This is a genomic window from Rhodococcus sp. G6(2025) (genome assembly GCF_058628105.1).
Genome location: NZ_CP179750.1, coordinates 3,722,827 through 3,740,050, shown reverse-complemented (window position 1 = coordinate 3,740,050; position 17,224 = coordinate 3,722,827). Strand labels below are relative to the sequence as shown.

Genomic DNA, 17,224 nt, shown 5'->3' with positions numbered 1-17,224 from the left:
GGCTGCGCCTGTTGGCGATGATTTTTCGGCCGCCGCAGGGTCAGTACTTGATATGAGGACACTCGCAATCACCCAGAACATCACCCTCGACGGCTCCATCGAGATGCTCGGCGACTGGTTCGACCCCGCGGACCAGGATCCGCAGCTGCTCGAGGCCACCCGCCGGCAGTCCGAGCACGTGGACGCGATGCTGCTGGGTCGGCAGACGTTCGAGGATTTCCGCGGCTACTGGCCCCAACAGACCGACGACCAGACGGGAATCACCGACGAGCTGAACCAGATCCACAAGTACGTCGTCTCCTCGACCATGACAGACCCCCAGTGGCGGAACTCGACCGTGCTCACCGGCGACTGGATCGCCCGAGTCCGGGAACTCAAAGGGCAGCAGGGCCGCGACATCGTGGTCACAGGCAGCATCACGCTCACCCACGCCCTGATCGTCGCCGGCCTGGTCGACGAGTACCGGTTGTTCGTGTACCCCACCGTCCAGGGTCGGGGGCGCCGGCTGTTCCCCGACGGCTACGAGATGCCGAGGCTGCAGCTGGCGCAGGCCCGCGGCTTCGAAAACGGCGTCTCTCTGCTGCGCTACACCGTCTGAGAACACCACCCCGGGCCACCAACGGACGAACGGTCCCCACCCTCGACCCCCGACGGCAGAACGGGACGCGACGAGCCTCCCTTCCGCCCTTTCGTCTCGAATCATGTACGAGACACCCTCGCCGGCGAAACTAGGCCATCCGGTTCCGCCGTCGTCCGCAAATTGCTCGGATCTTCTGCAGGAGAGCGAGCGCGGCATCGACATCAATAGTGAAAATGTCCTCGCCGTACTGAAGATCGCCTTCGCACCGCCCTTCACGTGAGCGATGCTATGTCCGGCGAGCTGACCCATTCGGCCATGGACCGCGCCGGGGAGGCCCGAGTCAGGGTCTACGGCGATACTGCGGTCTTCACTGCTCGGGTGACGAATACCGCGCACTACGCGGGAAGGCAGTTCGACGCCGACGAATGGACAACGGACGTGTTCGTGAAACGAGATGGTCGTTGGGTGTGCGTGTTGAGCCACATCACCACAGCTGTCCAGCCGTGATCGAACACAGCCGACGGCTTTTCCGCCGGCGGTGGGATCGACGTCGTTCTGATAGTGCGGCCCTGGATCCGCCGGCTGCGGCCCGCAGGGCTGCGTGTGCACATGTACACCGAAGTCACGGTCGCGTGCCAGGCCGGTCGCACTGAACGTAACGGTCGGGCCGTTCTCTTCTTCGGATTCGATGTTTGCCGAAGAACCCACCGGGACAGCGACTTCGTCGTAGGTGAAGGCATTGTCGCCGTCGTCCTCCCCAGGCGACCGGAATGCTCCTCCCTCCACACCGGGCAGCGGTACGGGCGGTGGTCGTCGTCTCGGCAGAGGTGGGGAAACGCAACCCACCCACGATCGGGACTCGACCCTGCGGTTGCCTCGTTCGTCGCTAGAGGGAAGCTACCCACGGCCACCGACACCACCAGGTGGCGCGCAGTTCTCATTGGCGAGTCAAAAGTGCAGAACCGAACCTGCCCGCACGATTGCTCAGGCAAGCTTTGAGCCCAAGAACTTTGAAATCATACGTTTTCGAAGTACTGATAACGGAGGTAAGTAAACTCGACTACCCCGGAATACAGTAGATGCCCGAGCGCTCGCCCATCCCGCAGGTCGACAAGTTCATGCTTCATCCGGCGTGTCGCCCGCCGCTGTCGATTACCGGGGCGATGCCCGGTCCAGCGCCGTAATCTTGTGTGCAGCCACTGTTTCGAAGACCACGACCAGCTATCGATCGTGTTCTCCCGCGGGGTGGCGTCCGTTACGAGGTATAACAGGCGGGTCATCGAGTTGGACGTGAGCTGCTGCTGCGCGCGCTATCACCGAAATCGCGACGCGTAGGAGATCACCGGGCTACACCACCCCTGACAGCCGAATACACGTCGTGTTTCCCACATCGGGTATGGCGGCGAGGGCGAAAGCGAGAGCCTGCCGGGGAAACCGACCGGGTCAGCTTCGGACCGCACTGACTGCAGCGGAGAGCAAGGCCGTTCGTTCGGCTGAAGTGAGGGCCCGTTTGGATCCGTTTATACCCCACCACACCAGAACAGCTGTGGCGTAGCCGATCCCCTGGTCACCGCACCCAGATCCAGACCAACAACATCACCGGCCAATGGCTGGCTACCGCAGCCGGGCTCGGTGTCGCGGCACTCCCCCTCCATATCGGCGACCCCGACCTGACACTGGAGTGGATTCTGGCCGAAGAGGTCACGGTTGCGGAAGTACTGACTGATCGTTCCACGAGAGCTTCAACGCCTTGCGCGTGTTCGGACCACGATCGCCCTACTCCGGTCCATCGCTACCACCCACAGTGGGCTGATCACCAGGACCGGATAGCCCCAGCTCGGCGCCCGCGGAAGCAGTAGGAAACACAACGTTCACGACCTGGCGGGCTAGCCCTCGGAGCGGCGCTCGCGCCAGACGACCAGGTCAGGGCCGAAACCCGACAGCGGTTCATCAAAATGTATGAAGGCCCCGCCTCTGCGTTGTTCCGTTGGCGCATGGCGGGGACGGCCGCGGGCAAGCAGGGTGACTCCCATCACAAGCTCGATCCCGCCCGCCCCGCGAAGTCGACGGGCGCGGGCACCTGATGAAGGGAATGCCATGGGTACGACTCCGAACGGGGCCCATCAGCTCAAACCCGGCCTTAAACAGCGGCACCTGACAATGCTCTCGCTCGGCGGGGTCATCGGTGCCGGCCTGTTCGTGGGGTCGAGTGCGATCATCAACCAGGCTGGCCCGCTCGCCTTTGTCACCTACGGCATCACGGGGCTGATCGTGCTGCTGGTGATGCGGATGCTCGGCGAAATGGCGGCAGCCAAACCATGTTCCGGTTCCTTTACCGACTACGCCCGGATGGCGTGGGGTGAGTGGGCGGGGTTTTCAACCGGGTGGCTGTATTGGTACTTCTGGGTCATCGTCGTCGGATTCGAGGCCGTCGTCGGCGGTCAGATGATCAACAAATGGATTCCGTCGCTGCCGGTGTGGGCTATCGCAGCTGCCCTCATGGTCATCATGACCGCGGTCAACCTGCTCTCGGTGGGCGCGTTCGGTGAGGCCGAGTACTGGTTCGCGAGCATCAAGGTGGTCGCTATCGTCGCTTTCATTGCGGTCGCCGCACTGTTCGTCTTCGGGCTCTGGCCCGGCGCGAGCATCGACTTCTCCAACCTGACCGACCATGGCGGGCTCCTCCCGAACGGGCTGGCCACCCTGTTCATCGGCGTGGTCGTGGTGATCTTCTCCATGACCGGTGTCGAGGTCGTCACCATCGCCGCCGCCGAGTCGGCGGAACCGGCCAAGGCGATCCGCAAGGCCGTCAACTCCGTCGTCTTCCGTATCCTCGCGTTCTTCGTCATCTCCACGTTCCTGATCGCGGTGATCGTGCCGTGGGATTCGGTAGTACCGGGCGAGTCTCCGTTCGTCGCCGCCCTGGACCGGATCGGAATCCCCGGCACAGCGGACCTGCTCAACCTTGTCATCCTGGTGGCGGTGCTGTCGGTCCTCAACTCCGGGCTCTACACCTCCTCCCGGCTGCTGTTCGTCATGGGCGGCCGCGGTGACGCACCGGCGTGGATGACCTCGACCAACAAGCGTGGCGTGCCGGTCAAGGGCATCCTGTCGTGCACCGTCATCGGCTACGGATGCGTGGTCCTTGCGGCAATCTTCCCGGACACGGTGTTCCTGTTCCTGATCAACGCCTCCGGTGCGGTGTTCCTGTTCGTGTACTTCATGATCTGCATCTCCGAGCTGCGCCTGCGTCGACGGTGGGAGAAGGAGAACCCCGGCTCCCTCGAGTTCCGGATGTGGCTCTACCCGGGCCTTCCGATCCTGGTGACGGTGGCCATCGTCGCGGTACTGGTCAGCATGGGTTTCCGGGAAGCCAATCGGGTCGAACTGATGCAGGGAATCGCGGTGTGGGTGGTGCTGACGATCGTCTACTTCGTCAAGAAGAAGACCCGCGCCTCCACACAGGTGGCGCCGGCCGCCCACGACAGCGGACCTGACGCATCCGGGGTGGCCACGGAGAGCATCAGCTCCTGACCTTCGAGGTAGCACCTGAACACCAGATGGGCTGGTCCGTGACGGACCAGCCCATCTGGTGTTCCATTCAGTCGATCAACTCGTCGAGATCGAGTTTCGCTCGCTCGGCACCGGACAGGGCGAGCCAGAACATCGCCGAGCCTTCGGTGGAGGTCGGCTTCAAGCCGGTGAGTTGCTCGACGCGGCGCAGCCGGTAGACGAGGGTCTGCCGGTGGATCTTCAACTCGTCGGCGCTCTTCTGCCACGCGCCATCGTTCCGGAGGAACACGCGCACCGAGGTCACCAGCTCACCCTCGTTGCTCTTGTCGTGAACGATGAGCGGGCCGAGGGTGGTGCGGACCAACCTCCGGGTGTCTTCCATGCTGCGGGGCAGAAACCCGACGTCGTCGATGTCTTCGCCGTAGACATTGACCGTCTGGTCTTGCTCATGAGCGCGGGCCACGGCGAGCTGGGCTTGGCGGGCCGCCTCGGCGACACTCGAATTGGCGGTCAGAGTGCTGCTGACCCCGACCGCACAGTCCGGCGCGAGCTTGGCGCTGATCGTCGCCAGCAGGTCGAGATCGCGGGGCACCACCGCGATGAGTATCGCCGAGCGCGGCAGCAGCAGCGGTGCGTACTGCTGCAGACAGACCTGCCGGTGGATGGTCTCGTGATGAAGTGGGTCGGCGTTCGGGGTACTCCAGCAGGCGACGACCACCCCATTGGTCATGCCGCGGTGGCGCAGTTCGGGCCACACGGCGGCGAAGGTGATGGTTTCGTCGAGAAGGCCGACGAGCAAGTCCGCCCCGGACGCACGGAGACGGTCGCGTTGAGCGGCATCATGTTCGAGTTCGAGGGCAATCAGGCCCCCGAGGTGCTGCAGGAGCGGGCGGTCGTTGACGGGGACCCGGCCGGGGCTGGCCGACAGCACCACTTCTCCTGCCCCCGGGATCGGAATTTCGACGTGGTCGGCCGCAGGATCCGCGTGGCCGCTCCGCTCGTGGAGAGCCAGGCGTCCGCTGACAATGACCTCGCCGCCGGCACCGTGATCGCGGACCTCGAGAGCCCATCCGGTGGTCCCTTCGAGCGCGGAGATCCGGTCCCCGAAGGTGCCGCGTGCGTGCAGGGCCTGCCAGTACACGTCGTACAGGCGGGTGATGGTGGACAGGCGCTGTCGTTCGGATTCGACGGCACTTTCGATGACGGTGCGCGCGAGCGCGACGAATTGCAGGTCGAAACTTGCCGAGAGCACGGGGAATCCGCGACTTTCGGCGACTTCGAGCAGTGCCGGCGTGACATCCGGGGTGCCGGGGCCGCGGGCGATCACCAGGGCGCTGACCTGGCTGTCGATCAGGTGCGCCATCCACTCGGACTGCTCCGTGTCGCCGTGAGGCAGCCCGCCGCCGGTGGTCATGACGAGATCACCGTGTTCGAACCACAACCACGGATCGGGCAGGTCACAGGCATGCGCCCAGGTCACCAGCCTCGCGCCGCCGCTCTCACCGGCGAGATATCGCAGGCCGAGCGATGGGATCGCGGCCAGCTGATCGACGGAGATCATCGGCCTTCACCTCCTCATACAAAAGTACAGCTGCCAGTTATATGTCTGTAAATCCGGAGTATGTCGGGGCTCACACGCTGAGACGACACTGGACTTCGACGCACGAACGAACGAACGGCTGGAGGCTGTAAATGGTGGTCAGTAACGCCCGCGCGGAGCGCGATGTGTCAGGTGCCGCAGACGGTACACCCCTGTGGCGCAAAGACCGAGAGCACACATCCCGGCGGCCCACGCTGCCCGGCAACATCACCGCCGACGTGGCGATCGTCGGTGCCGGGTTCACCGGACTGTGGGCGGCCTACTATCTGCTGCAGGCCGACCCGACGCTGAAAGTAGTTCTGCTCGAACGGGAATACGCCGGTTTCGGCGCCTCGGGACGCAACGGTGGGTGGGCGTCCTCGATCTTCCCGGTGTCGCTCGGCCGCGTCGAACAGCTGTACTCGCATCGCGCCGCCCTGGATCTGCAGGCGGCGATGAACGAAACGGTCAGCGAGATCGGCGACGTCGTCGCGGCCGAGAAGATCGACTGCGAATACTCCCGCGACGGATTCGTCTCCCTCGCCCGCAGCCAGGCGCAATGGGCGCGGGCGAAGGCGACTGTCGATGGCGCCGAGAGGTTCGGCACCCACGGGCAGTGGCAGTTGCTCGATGCCGACGCCGCGCGCGAGAAGGTCAACGCAGCCGGTGCGCTCGGCGGTATCTACACCGAGCACTGCGCCCTGCTGCACCCGGACAAGCTGGTGCGCGGTCTCGCCGGCTGGGTCGAGGAGCGCGGCGGGGTCATCTATGAGGACACCGCGGTCGACGAGATCGGCAAGGGCATCGTCTGGACGCAGCACGGGTCGGTCACCGCATCCGTCGTCATCCGCGCCACCGAAGCGTTCACCCCCGAATTCCCCGAATACCGGCGCAATGTGGCGCCGCTGTACTCGCTCGTCGTCGCGACCGCCCCGCTGCCGGACGAGGTCCGTCTGGAACTCGGCCTCGACGGCCGAACCGCGTTCAACGACATGCGGAACCTGCGGATCTACGCCCACCCGACCAACGACGGCCGCCTCGTCTTCGGCGGGCGCGGGGCGCCGTACCACTTCCGGTCCAAGGTCCACCCGTCGTTCGACGTCGACGAGAAGATTCACGAGAAGATCATCGACACGATGCACGAGTTCTTCCCGACACTGAAGGACGTACCGATCACCCACCGGTGGGGCGGCCCACTCGGTGTTCCGCGCGACTGGTTCCCCTCGGTTGGTTACGACCAGAACAACAAAATGGCCTGGGCCGGACCGTATGTCGGCGACGGGGTCGCCACCAGCAACCTCGCCGGCCGCATCCTGCGCAACCTCATCCTCGACAAACGCGACGACCTGAACTCACTCCCGGTGGTCAACCACCACTCCCCCAAATGGGAGGTCGAACCCTTCCGATGGTTCGGGGTCAACGCCGGACTGCGAGCCGCCGCGACCGCGGACCTCGAAGAGCGCGTCACCAACAAACCGTCCAAGGTGTCCGCGCTGCTGGAAAAGCTCACCGGCGCCCACTGACATCCCCTCGACCGATTCCTGGAGACATCGAACATGGCTTCACTGATCCACCTGCCCTCCACCGTCGTGAACGGTGAGCTGACCCCCGCCGGCCAGCGACCCGGCGCCGACAGCGGCGACCCGCAGCTGCGCACCCTGCCCGTCGACGGCGGCACCGACGCCCAGATCGGAATCTGGGAATGCCAGCCCGGCGGCTGGCCTGTCGTCGACCGACCCAACACCGAAACCTGCTTCATCATCGAAGGCAAGGCCACACTCACCGACGACGAGACCGGCATCAAGGTCGAGATCTCGGCCGGCGATTTCGTGGTCCTGCCTCCGGGATGGTCCGGACGCTGGGACGTCACCGAAACCGTCCGCAAGGCATACACCATCTTCTGATGCCGATCGTGCCGCTTTCCCGACGAGACCACCAGCTTCTTCTCATTCGACAGGACCCCACTTCATGACACACAGCGACAGCACCCTTCGGGCGATCCCACACTGGTTCGACAACAAAACGTTCACGGGCACGAGCGGCAACACCGCTCCGGTGACGAACCCGGCGACCGGTGCCGTCACCGGTCAGGTCGCCCTCGCCAGCGTCGAGGACGCCCGCGCCGTCATCGACGCCGCCGCCGCCGCGTTCCCCGCCTGGCGCGACACCTCCCTCGCCAAGCGCACCCAGGTGATCTTCACATTCCGGGAACTGCTCAACGCCCGCAAGGGCGAACTCGCCGAAATCATCACCGCCGAGCACGGCAAGGTCGTCTCCGACGCCCTCGGCGAAGTCAGCCGCGGCCAGGAAGTCGTCGAATTCGCCTGCGGCATCGCCCACCTGCTCAAAGGCGGCATGACCGAAAACGCCTCCACCAACATCGACGTCTCCTCCCTCCGCCAACCCGTCGGCCCGGTCGGCATCATCTCCCCGTTCAACTTCCCCGCCATGGTCCCGATGTGGTTCTTCCCCATCGCCATCGCCGCCGGCAACACCGTCGTCCTCAAACCGTCCGAGAAGGACCCCACCGCCGCGATCTGGATGGCCGAACTCTGGGCCGAAGCCGGACTCCCGGCCGGGGTCTTCAACGTCCTGCAGGGCGACAAGACCGCCGTCGACGAACTCCTCACCCACCCCGCCATCAAGGCCATCAGCTTCGTCGGCTCCACCCCCATCGCCCAGTACGTCTACGCCACCGGCACCGCCCACGGCAAACGCGTCCAAGCATTGGGTGGGGCGAAGAACCACGCCATCGTCCTGCCGGACGCCGACCTCGACCTCGCCGCCGACGCCATGGTCAACGCCGGCTTCGGGTCCGCCGGGGAACGCTGCATGGCCATCAGTGCCCTGGTCGCGGTCGGCGACATCGCCGACGAACTTGTCGCCAAGATCAAGGACCGCACCGACACGTTGAAGATCGGCGACGGCACCCAGGATTCCGACATGGGACCGCTGGTGACCAAGGTGCACCGCGACAAGGTCGCCTCCTACATCGACGCCGGCGAAAACGACGGCGCCACCATCGTCGTCGACGGGCGCACCGTGCAGGCAAACGGCGGCAAGGACGGATTCTGGCTCGGACCCACCCTCATCGACCACGTCACCACCGACATGAGCGTCTACACCGACGAAATCTTCGGACCCGTCCTCTCCGTCATCCGCGTCGACTCCTACGACGAGGCCCTGGAACTGGTGAACTCGAGCCAGTTCGGCAACGGCACCGCCATCTTCACCAACGACGGCGGCGCCGCCCGACGGTTCCAGAACGAGGTCGAGGTCGGCATGGTCGGCATCAACGTCCCCATCCCCGTCCCCATGGCGTACTACTCCTTCGGCGGCTGGAAGAACTCCCTGTTCGGCGACACCCACGCCCACGGCACCGAAGGCGTCCACTTCTTCACCCGCGGCAAGGTCGTCACCACCCGCTGGCTCGACCCCAGCCACGGCGGACTCAACCTCGGCTTCCCCCAGAACAACTAGCCCCTTTCCATGAGGCTTTCGTAGACGGAGAGCCCACCAATCACCTGTGCGGGGTGCGGATCTCGGACCGCACCCCGCACAGGCCCCACCCGCACGATCACCCCTCACACCATCAAGGAGCACGTCATGCCTCTCGTTCACATCCACGTCATCGAGAACAGGCGTACTCCTGAGCAGCTTCGTCACCTCGCGGATGTAGTGCAGGGCGTGATGCTCGAGCACTTCGCCGCACCGGACCGAGACCGCTACCAGATCATCTCCGAGCACAAGCCGGGGCAGATCATCGCCGAGGACACGGGGTTGGGGTTCGAGCGAACCGACGACATCGTGGTCGTGCAGGTGGCTCAACAGGGCCGCAGCCAGGAGCAGAAGAAGGCCATGTATCGGGCCCTCGCCGATCACCTGCACGCCGAGACTGGTTTGGTGCCAACCGATCTGATCGTATCGGTACTCGAAAACACACGCGACGACTGGTCCTTCGGCAACGGCATCGCACAATTCGTGGAAGGACACCTCTGAGCGCCGGCCACAGCAAGTGCTGGGCGGGGCAGCCCCACCAGAACGGACATCGACATGATCGGCTACCAGACAGAGATCCTCACATTCGCCGTGACATGGGCGCCCTACGACGGTGGCGACGAGCACGTACTACCGACCTTCGGCATCAGTCTCGACGAGTACTACCGCCGGGTTCTGCACTTGCTGGACACCCCCGCGGCCCGGTCGGTCGACCCGTCCACGATCCTGCGAATTCGGCACCGGTGCATGCAGCGACTGGCGACCACGACTAGAAAGGTGCCCCAGAGCCGGTAACGGACAGGAGACGCTGCGTAAACGTCTTTTTGCAGCAGTCACCCCACAAACCGGCAGCGGCCTAACGGCTCCTCGCCGGCGTAGGTGGGTAGATCCTCCCCTGAAGTGCGCGACCGCAGCAAAATCGGAATCAGGTGTGATTGGAGTTCCCACTTACGCGTGATTACCGGCCCGGCAGTTCGTGGAGGTCCCAAGGCCCGCATCATTGCTCGCCATAGGTGAACACCCCCTGGACGGTGGCAGACACGTCCTGCGACGAATCGTCGCTGCCGCATCCGGCGGCGACGAGAAGGGTCAGCATGTCGCGGGGCGCAGCCGAGGGACTAATCCGTCGAAGCAACACGACGGAATCGAGCTCACTGCAATCTGGCCAGCACGGTCCGCAGACACAATCCGCTGGCAATGGGGAACGCAGCCGCCGCCAGCCAGGGAATGCCTGCACCCCAACCGGTCTCGGGGGCAGCGTCGATCAACGCCCCGAGCGCAGCCGAGCCGATGAGTACACCGATGCCGCCGAGTGACGCCATGAATCCGAAGTAGGCACCCAGTCTCCGCTCGGCGGCCAGACGGGGCACCAAATCGCGCGCCTGCGGCATCGCGATCATCTGCCCGAGCGCGAGCAGCAGCACGAACACCGCCACGGGGATCAGACCGATGACACCGCTCAGTCGAAGCGGAGCTGTTGCCGGGAGGACGAGGAACGACCCCGCCATCACTGCGAACCCGATCGGCAGGACGACGCGAGGGGAACGGTTCTGAACCCTGCGGGTGATCGGCAACTGCGCCGTCACGACGAAGATCGCCGAAAGTGCGAAGAACCAGCCCAGCACCGTTTGCGATCCCCACATCCGTTCGACTTCGAGAGGGAGCAGCAGGTACAGCTGGTTGTAGGCGACCAGTTGGGTGCTCATGGCGATCGCGAACAGCACGAACAGTTTGTTGTGCACTACGTCTGTCCATCCCCCGTGCCATGGTTCGTTGTGGTGCTCACCCGGTTCGTTCGGAAGCCATTTCAGGTGCGCGGCGATGATGACGACGAAGATGACCGCAGCGACGAGACAGGCGATGCGGAAATCGGCCAGAAGCAACACCGATCCGACCAGTGGTCCGGTGAAAGAGCCGATTTGATTGCATACCGAGAGAAGGGCGAATGTCTCCACCCGGCGCGGACCACCGTGACGCTCGCTCGTGCCGGCCTCGATGGCGACCGCGGACTCGACTGCGGGAGAGAACAATGCGGCCGCAAATCCGACCAGAACCGTCGCCAGCAGCACTCCGGTCAGGGAATCACAGACCGCCAAGCCGAGAAATCCCAGGACGCGCAGTCCGCAGCCGACGAGGACGACGGGCTTGATACCGAACCTGTCGGCGAGGGTGCCGCCGACGAAGAACAGTCCCTGCTGTGAGAATGTGCGAACGCCGAGTACGACGCCGACCAGTGCCGCACCGAGACTCAGGTCGCTGGTCAGGTGCACCGACAAGTAGGGCAAGACCATGAAGAAGCCGACGTTGAACGTCAACTGGGTGAGGACGAGCAGCCTGACGGTGGGCGTCGCTCGATGGAGGTCGTCGAAGAACGACCACCGCCAGCGCGTCCGCCGTCCATCAGCACCCGCGGTCACGTCACCGCGATGGTCGACCCGCAGCACAACACCCCAGGGCCTCAGTGCGTGGGAACGGGAATCGGCCCCGGCTCGAACAGGATGGACAGTCGCCCTTTCGCCTGGTCGATGAGAACCTCAGCCCGGACGTTGTACACCTGGGCGATCAACTCGGCGGTCAACACCTCGGCGGGCGTTCCCCCGGCGACGACCCGCCCCTCCTTCAACACGATCACCGTGTCACAGAACATGGCGGCGAGGTTGAGGTCGTGCAGGGCGATCACACTGGTGACCGGCAGCCGGGTGACGAGTGCCAGCAACTCCAGTTGATGGTGAATGTCGAGGTGATTGGTCGGCTCGTCCAGCAGCAGTTCCCGTGGTTCCTGCGCCAGCGCACGGGCGATCTGCACCCGCTGCTTCTCCCCGCCCGACAGCCTGTGCCACAGCCGGTCCGCCTTCGACGTGAGGCCGGTGTGTGCGAGCGCGGCCGCCACCGCGGCATCGTCGGCGGTCGGGTTGCCGCCGAAGGTTCCGCGGTGCGGGATACGTCCGAGTCGCACGACGTCGCGGACCGTGATGTCGACGTCGGTGTCGGCGTGCTGGCTCACCACCGCCACGGCGCGCGCAATCTCCTTGCGCCGCACGGCGGCGAGGTCGTCCCCGTCGAGGGTCACGACACCGGCGGTGGGGCGGACGACACCGTTCAGCAGGCGCAGGAGTGAGGACTTCCCGGAGCCGTTCGGCCCGAGCAGTCCCACGGTCTCACCCTGTTCGGGTGTCACCGTGACACCGTCGACGACCAGTGCGCCGCCACGGTTCCAGGTGACGCTGTCTGCACGCAGGGTCACTGTGTTCTCCTTCGACGGGACAGGATGACGATGAACGCGGGAACACCGACCAGGGCGGTGCCGACACCCACCGGCAACGGGGTGGGCGCGAACGCGACGCGGGAGACGGCGTCCACCCACACCATGAAGACGGCGCCCATCAGCGCCGTCGCGGGGATCAGCCTGCTGTGCCGGGGCCCCACCAGGAACCGCGCCGCATGCGGGAGTACCAGCCCCACGAACCCGATCGCGCCGGCGACGCTGACCAGGGTCGCAGTGATGATCGCCGTGACCACCAGCAGTAGGAGACGGACCTTCGCGACGGAGATGCCGAGGGAGGCCGCCACATCGTCACCGAAGGAGAAGGCGTCGAGGACGTACGCAAAGTGCAGACACACCGCCGTCCCGCAGAACACGACTACCGCGCACAGCGTGACGTCGTCCCAGCGGACGCCCTCGAGTGATCCGAGCAGCCAGAACATCACGCCTCGGGTTTCGTCGGAGTCGGCGAACGCGAAGATGACGAAGGACGTGAGCGCGGAGAACAGTTGGGTACTCGCGACTCCTGCAAGGATGATGCGGTCGTTGTTGCCACCGGACAGGCGGGCAAGGAGCAGCACCAGGCCGAACGCGACCAGGGACCCGATGAATGCGCCGCCGGACAATCCGAGCGCCGCCCCACCAACCCCGAGCACACCCACGATCACGGCACCGGTCGACGCACCCGACGAGATTCCCAGCACGAACGGGTCCGCGAGCGGGTTCCGCAGCAGCGACTGCATGATCACACCGCACAGACCGAGACCGGCGCCACAGGCGGCGGCCACCAATGCGCGGGGTAGACGTTCCTCCCACACGATCGCGTTCTTCGACAGCCGCACCGGGATGTCCGCGAGACCGAGGTGGTTGAGCAGGACGTCGCGGACGTTGACCAGTGAAACGTCCGCCGGGCCCAAGGTGACGGCGACGAGGATCGACAGTGCGAGCGCGAGGATCCCGCCGCCCACGATCAGTGACCCGACGACCCACTGTCGCTGCCGAACCGGTTCGGCAGCAGCGGTATCGGCGCGGCCGAGAGTGGTGGTCAGGACGGGACCTTCAGGTCGCGAAGGCCCGCGGCGACCTTCTCGAGGCCGTCCACGGCACGAATGGACGGGTTCATCTCCGCGCCGTGCAGTGCGATGTACCGCCGGTTGCGCACCGCGTCGAGATTCCGGGTCACGGGATCGGATTCGAGGAAGGCAATCTTGTCCGCCAGTAGGTCTCCGGGGAAGCGGTTCCGCAGGAGGTCACCGAGGACGAGGACCTCCGGGTTGCGTTCCACGACCGTTTCCCAACCGACGGCAGGCCAATCGTCGGTCAGATCCGAGAACACGTTGGTGGCCCCGACCGTGGTGGCGAGCAGGCTCGCCGAGCCCAGACCACCCGCGACGTAGGGGCTCTTGGTGTCGGCGAACCAGAACGCCATCGACACGTTCGACTTCTCGAGGCCGGCGAGCGCAGCGGCCTCGCGGCCCTGCAGTTCGTCGACCAGTTTCGTGCCCCGCTCATTCACGTCGAACACGGCCGCGATCTCACGGATTTCCTGATAGAGCGCGTCCATCGTCAGAGGTGTGGTGCGCTTGCCGCCGCCGTTGATGCTCACCCCGTTCTCGCAGTCGGTGGGCGAGAGGTACGACGCGACTCCGGTCTCCTCGAACCGGGCGCGCTCCGCTACACCACCCTGCTTGAAGTGCCGGCCGAACGACGCGGTCACGAAGTCCGGATCGGCGTCGAGGACGACCTCGTACGTCGGTGCGTTGTCCGCCAGCCTGGGGACCGATGCGTTGGCTCCGGCGAGATTCTCGCGAACCGGATCCGTCCACGACGCGGTGCCCACCATTCGGTCGGCGAGGCCGAGCGACAGCATGATCTCGGTCGAGCCCTGGTCCAGCGACACCACTCGCTGCGGCGGTGCGTCGACGGTGACCGTCTCGCCGCAGTTGTCGAGGACGAGCGGATAACTCGTACTGCCTTCCCCGGTCGCAGCGGCGCCGGTGTCGTCGACCGCCTCGGATTGTCCACACGCGGCCAGCGCACTCGCCAGTACTGCGGTGACGGCCACGAGACCGGTTCGGCCCACGGAAATCTTCACGCTCGTCATAACTTTCTGCTCGTCCAGGATCAATACTCCACGCGAGCGTCGATCGCGGGTGTCGATCGAAACGACAGCGATCAGCAGGTGCGCACGAGGAAGAACGTGAAAGATATCATGTAACCCTAACCTAAGTACCATCAAGGTTCGCCTGGAGGGGAAGCGATAGCGTCCGCGATCGAGCTGTCACTGACAGCCACTGTTGACCTGCAGCTTCTCGATGGCGTGGCTGCGCGGATGCTCGAGTCGCAAGCTCCGCTTGCGCCGGGACGGCGGTGATCCCCTGCCCCGCAGCCATATTCGCCAACCCCCTCCGAGTCGCCTCGAGCGCCGCACGAGAACGACGCACCGACTCCGACGGCGACAGTCACTCGAAGGCGCCCCCGCCGTATCAGCGACTGCAGTGGTGGGCACGCAGTCGACCACCACCGGCACGGCCCACTCAGCCCTGCATCGTTGATCTCATTGTTGTGAATGACCACGGATTCGGTACCGTTCGGTGTCGACCCGCGACCGCGTGTCATTCGGTCGGCTCTGCACATCCGAACTGAGGGAGGTTCCCGTGGCTGGTGGTCTCGTGGCCCTATTGGACGACGTCGCGGCACTCGCGAAAGCGGCTGCGGCATCCATCGACGACATCGGAGCCGCGGCAGGCAAGGCCAGCGTCAAGGCAGCGGGCGTGGTCGTCGACGACACAGCCGTCACCCCCCGCTACGTACACGGGTTCTCCCCTAATCGCGAACTGCCCATCATCCGCAAGATCGCGATCGGGTCGATCCGCAACAAACTCCTGATCATCTTGCCGGTGGCGATGATCCTGAGCGAGTTCCTGCCCCAGGCACTGCCGTACCTGCTGATCGCCGGTGGTCTGTTCCTGTGCTTCGAGGGAGCCGAGAAGGTCTACGAGGCACTCACCGGCGGTCACCACGAGGGCGAGGGCGCGACCGAAGGGCCGAGCGGACCCGAACTCGAGAAGACAATGGTCAGCGGCGCGATCCGCACCGACCTGATCCTGTCCGCCGAGATCATGGTGATCTCGCTGTCGTCGGTCGAGGACGAACCGTTCCTCACTCGGCTGTTGGTGCTCCTCGTCGTCGCCATCCTCATCACCGTCCTGGTGTACGGCGTGGTCGCGCTGATCGTGAAGATGGACGACGTGGGCCTGGTGCTTGCCCAACGCGAGTCCTCGTTCAGTCAGTGGATTGGTCGAGGGCTCGTCGCAGCGATGCCGAAGGTGATGGCGGTGCTCACCGTGGTCGGGATCGCCGCGATGCTGTGGGTCGGCGGCCACATCCTTCTGGTCAACGTCGGCGAGGCAGGATTCCACTGGCCGGCCGATCGCCTCCACGATCTCGAACACTGGTTCGGCGATCTCGTGCACGGCGGCTTCGCCGGTGCTCTGTCCTGGACTGCCGGGACCGTGGTGTCCGCACTCGTCGGGCTCGTCATCGGCGCGATCGTCGTCCTGATCGCGCACCTGATCCCGAAGCGGAAGAAAGGCGACTCCGCGCACTGACGCGGTGACCATCGCGCACGCCCACCGGCTATCGAGGCTGCAGGTTGTCCGCAATCCAACCCAGGAGCCTGGAGGCCGCCGTATCCGGCTTGAAGCCGATGTTTCCATGGCTTACGCGAAAGTGGACATGGGTTTTCACCAGTTGTCGGTCTCAACAGCGAAGACGTTCGACCCATCGCCTCGAACGGCATAAATCCCATGTGCCAGAGCCTGATCCACCTGAGCCCTGGTGCCCCCGTCAAATGTGCGCAACCCGGCGGGACGTGCGCACGCCCCGCCAGGATCCTGGAACCTCCCCACCAAGGGCAGGGGCGGCGGAAAGGCCTGGAACGGCACCATGGACCGCGAGGCACACCTTGCTTGCTGTTGCCTGTTCTGCTGCGAGATCAGATTGCGGTGTATCCCCCGTCGACGGGAATTGCGGCGGCGGTGATGTAGCTGGCGTCGGGGCCGGCGAGGAAGGCGACGACCTTCGCGACCTCGTCGGGTTCGGCTTGCCGCTTGAGCGGGTGCAGGTCGATCAAGTTTTGGAGGTAGGCGGAGCCTTCTGGGCTGATCGACATGGCAGCCTCGGACATAGCGGTACGGGTGGTTCCGAGAACTATTGCGTTGGCGCGAATTCCCTCTGCCGCGTAGGTGACCCCATCGGTCTTGGCCATCATGAGGACAGCTGCTTTCGTCGCATGGTACAGGGGAATGTCCGCGTTAGCGGCTACTCCGTACGTCGAGGAGATATTGACGATGGACCCGCCGGACTTGTGTTGAAGCATGCTTTGGATGGCGTACTTGGAGCAGAAGAAGGTGCCTTTGACGTTGACTGCGAAGACATCGTCGAAATCGTCCTCGGTTGCTTCATGGGTGGGCCTGGACGTACCGGTGATACCGGCTGCGTTCACCAAGATGTCGACTGGCCCCAGGAGGCTTTCGATCTCACCGAAGGCGGATGCGACCTCGGAGTTGTTGGTGATGTCGACGCCGAGCTGGATGGTTTTCGTCCCCTCTGCGGACACTTGCGATGCGACGTCGTCCACCGAGTCGCGGTCGAGGATTGCTACCGCCGCACCTTGGCGGGCCAACTCTCGGGAGATTTCAGTCCCAAGTCCGCCGGCTCCACCGGTGACCACCGCAACTTTGTTGTTCAGTTTCATCGTTAACCTCTTCTCGTGTCGTGACACCGAGGC

General features: G+C 64.9%; 16 protein-coding genes and 1 pseudogene. 10 read left to right on the top strand and 7 right to left on the bottom strand.

The annotated features are described in order from the left end of the window. The first annotated feature begins 52 nt into the window (after positions 1 to 52). Together ACLIVD_RS17295 and ACLIVD_RS17290 are read left to right on the top strand one after the other, a co-directional pair. Positions 53 to 598, top strand: coding sequence for a dihydrofolate reductase family protein (locus ACLIVD_RS17295; RefSeq protein ID WP_280782268.1), 546 nt, complete (start codon positions 53 to 55; stop codon positions 596 to 598). Positions 599 to 868: 270 nt separating this feature from the next. Next, positions 869 to 1,087, top strand: coding sequence for a nuclear transport factor 2 family protein (locus tag ACLIVD_RS17290; RefSeq protein ID WP_491932765.1), 219 nt, complete (start codon positions 869 to 871; stop codon positions 1,085 to 1,087). Positions 1,088 to 1,114: 27 nt separating this feature from the next. Here the strand turns inward: ACLIVD_RS17290 and ACLIVD_RS17285 are convergent. Beyond that, positions 1,115 to 1,412 (bottom strand): annotated as a pseudogene (locus tag ACLIVD_RS17285) (superoxide dismutase family protein); the annotation flags it as partial. Positions 1,413 to 2,535: 1,123 nt separating this feature from the next. Here ACLIVD_RS17285 and ACLIVD_RS17280 point away from each other — a divergent pair. Both ACLIVD_RS17280 and ACLIVD_RS17275 read left to right on the top strand, forming a co-directional pair. Beyond that, positions 2,536 to 2,664, top strand: coding sequence for a hypothetical protein (locus tag ACLIVD_RS17280; protein ID WP_491932764.1), 129 nt, complete (start codon positions 2,536 to 2,538; stop codon positions 2,662 to 2,664). Positions 2,665 to 2,677: 13 nt separating this feature from the next. Then, the gene (locus ACLIVD_RS17275) at positions 2,678 to 4,114 is read left to right on the top strand and encodes an amino acid permease (RefSeq protein WP_491932763.1); all 1,437 of its coding nucleotides are present in this window, start codon (positions 2,678 to 2,680) and stop codon (positions 4,112 to 4,114) included. A 67-nt stretch (positions 4,115 to 4,181) separates the two neighbouring features. Here the strand turns inward: ACLIVD_RS17275 and ACLIVD_RS17270 are convergent, their stop codons facing one another. Next, positions 4,182 to 5,654 (bottom strand): PucR family transcriptional regulator, encoded by a 1,473-nt coding sequence (locus ACLIVD_RS17270; RefSeq protein ID WP_491932762.1) that lies wholly within the window; start codon positions 5,652 to 5,654, stop codon positions 4,182 to 4,184. 131 nt (positions 5,655 to 5,785) lie between these two features. On the opposite strand from ACLIVD_RS17270, the gene ACLIVD_RS17265 reads away from it, so the two are divergent. From ACLIVD_RS17265 to ACLIVD_RS17245, 5 genes are all read left to right on the top strand, one after another. Then, entirely contained in the window at positions 5,786 to 7,195 is a 1,410-nt protein-coding gene (locus ACLIVD_RS17265; RefSeq protein WP_491932761.1) for an NAD(P)/FAD-dependent oxidoreductase, read from the top strand. 33 nt (positions 7,196 to 7,228) lie between these two features. Further along, entirely contained in the window at positions 7,229 to 7,576 is a 348-nt protein-coding gene (locus ACLIVD_RS17260; RefSeq protein ID WP_317567378.1) for a cupin domain-containing protein, read from the top strand. 64 nt (positions 7,577 to 7,640) lie between these two features. Next, positions 7,641 to 9,152 carry a CoA-acylating methylmalonate-semialdehyde dehydrogenase gene (locus ACLIVD_RS17255; RefSeq protein WP_491932760.1) on the top strand — a complete coding sequence of 504 codons (1,512 nt, stop codon included), beginning with the start codon at positions 7,641 to 7,643 and terminating at the stop codon, positions 9,150 to 9,152. Positions 9,153 to 9,278: 126 nt separating this feature from the next. After that, the gene (locus tag ACLIVD_RS17250) at positions 9,279 to 9,671 is read left to right on the top strand and encodes a tautomerase family protein (protein ID WP_280782274.1); all 393 of its coding nucleotides are present in this window, start codon (positions 9,279 to 9,281) and stop codon (positions 9,669 to 9,671) included. A 54-nt stretch (positions 9,672 to 9,725) separates the two neighbouring features. Then, entirely contained in the window at positions 9,726 to 9,965 is a 240-nt protein-coding gene (locus ACLIVD_RS17245) for a DUF3263 domain-containing protein (protein ID WP_283353481.1), read from the top strand. A gap of 356 nt (positions 9,966 to 10,321) precedes the next feature. On the opposite strand, the gene ACLIVD_RS17240 is transcribed toward ACLIVD_RS17245, so the two are convergent. The 4 genes from ACLIVD_RS17240 to ACLIVD_RS17225 form a co-directional block, all read right to left on the bottom strand. Further along, on the bottom strand, positions 10,322 to 11,587 hold the full coding sequence (locus tag ACLIVD_RS17240; protein WP_491932758.1) for an MDR family MFS transporter: 1,266 nt from the start codon (positions 11,585 to 11,587) through the stop codon (positions 10,322 to 10,324). A 41-nt stretch (positions 11,588 to 11,628) separates the two neighbouring features. Further along, the gene (locus ACLIVD_RS17235; RefSeq protein ID WP_317567381.1) at positions 11,629 to 12,414 is read right to left on the bottom strand and encodes an ABC transporter ATP-binding protein; all 786 of its coding nucleotides are present in this window, start codon (positions 12,412 to 12,414) and stop codon (positions 11,629 to 11,631) included. Further along, on the bottom strand, positions 12,411 to 13,400 hold the full coding sequence (locus ACLIVD_RS17230) for a FecCD family ABC transporter permease (RefSeq protein WP_348539643.1): 990 nt from the start codon (positions 13,398 to 13,400) through the stop codon (positions 12,411 to 12,413). Before ACLIVD_RS17230 ends, ACLIVD_RS17235 begins: the two co-directional genes overlap by 4 nt. Before the next feature lie 77 nt (positions 13,401 to 13,477). Continuing rightward, on the bottom strand, positions 13,478 to 14,536 hold the full coding sequence (locus ACLIVD_RS17225) for an ABC transporter substrate-binding protein (RefSeq protein WP_491932757.1): 1,059 nt from the start codon (positions 14,534 to 14,536) through the stop codon (positions 13,478 to 13,480). A gap of 553 nt (positions 14,537 to 15,089) precedes the next feature. Here ACLIVD_RS17225 and ACLIVD_RS17220 point away from each other — a divergent pair. Then, entirely contained in the window at positions 15,090 to 16,043 is a 954-nt protein-coding gene (locus ACLIVD_RS17220; protein WP_491932756.1) for a DUF808 domain-containing protein, read from the top strand. A gap of 386 nt (positions 16,044 to 16,429) precedes the next feature. Here the strand turns inward: ACLIVD_RS17220 and ACLIVD_RS17215 are convergent, their stop codons facing one another. Then, on the bottom strand, positions 16,430 to 17,191 hold the full coding sequence (locus tag ACLIVD_RS17215) for an SDR family NAD(P)-dependent oxidoreductase (RefSeq protein WP_283353486.1): 762 nt from the start codon (positions 17,189 to 17,191) through the stop codon (positions 16,430 to 16,432). Positions 17,192 to 17,224 lie beyond the last annotated feature (33 nt).

Excerpts from the sequence above, each read along its gene's own strand:
- ACLIVD_RS17270 (WP_491932762.1), bottom strand. The coding sequence starts at position 5,654 with ATGATCTCCGTCGATCAGCTGGCCGCGATCCCATCGCTCGGCCTGCGA.
- ACLIVD_RS17245 (WP_283353481.1), top strand. The coding sequence starts at position 9,726 with ATGATCGGCTACCAGACAGAGATCCTCACATTCGCCGTGACATGGGCG.
- ACLIVD_RS17290 (WP_491932765.1), top strand. The coding sequence starts at position 869 with ATGTCCGGCGAGCTGACCCATTCGGCCATGGACCGCGCCGGGGAGGCC.
- ACLIVD_RS17295 (WP_280782268.1), top strand. The coding sequence starts at position 53 with ATGAGGACACTCGCAATCACCCAGAACATCACCCTCGACGGCTCCATC.
- ACLIVD_RS17250 (WP_280782274.1), top strand. The coding sequence starts at position 9,279 with ATGCCTCTCGTTCACATCCACGTCATCGAGAACAGGCGTACTCCTGAG.
- ACLIVD_RS17275 (WP_491932763.1), top strand. The coding sequence starts at position 2,678 with ATGGGTACGACTCCGAACGGGGCCCATCAGCTCAAACCCGGCCTTAAA.
- ACLIVD_RS17280 (WP_491932764.1), top strand. The coding sequence starts at position 2,536 with ATGTATGAAGGCCCCGCCTCTGCGTTGTTCCGTTGGCGCATGGCGGGG.
- ACLIVD_RS17265 (WP_491932761.1), top strand. The coding sequence starts at position 5,786 with ATGGTGGTCAGTAACGCCCGCGCGGAGCGCGATGTGTCAGGTGCCGCA.
- ACLIVD_RS17215 (WP_283353486.1), bottom strand. The coding sequence starts at position 17,191 with ATGAAACTGAACAACAAAGTTGCGGTGGTCACCGGTGGAGCCGGCGGA.
- ACLIVD_RS17260 (WP_317567378.1), top strand. The coding sequence starts at position 7,229 with ATGGCTTCACTGATCCACCTGCCCTCCACCGTCGTGAACGGTGAGCTG.
- ACLIVD_RS17225 (WP_491932757.1), bottom strand. The coding sequence starts at position 14,536 with ATGACGAGCGTGAAGATTTCCGTGGGCCGAACCGGTCTCGTGGCCGTC.
- ACLIVD_RS17255 (WP_491932760.1), top strand. The coding sequence starts at position 7,641 with ATGACACACAGCGACAGCACCCTTCGGGCGATCCCACACTGGTTCGAC.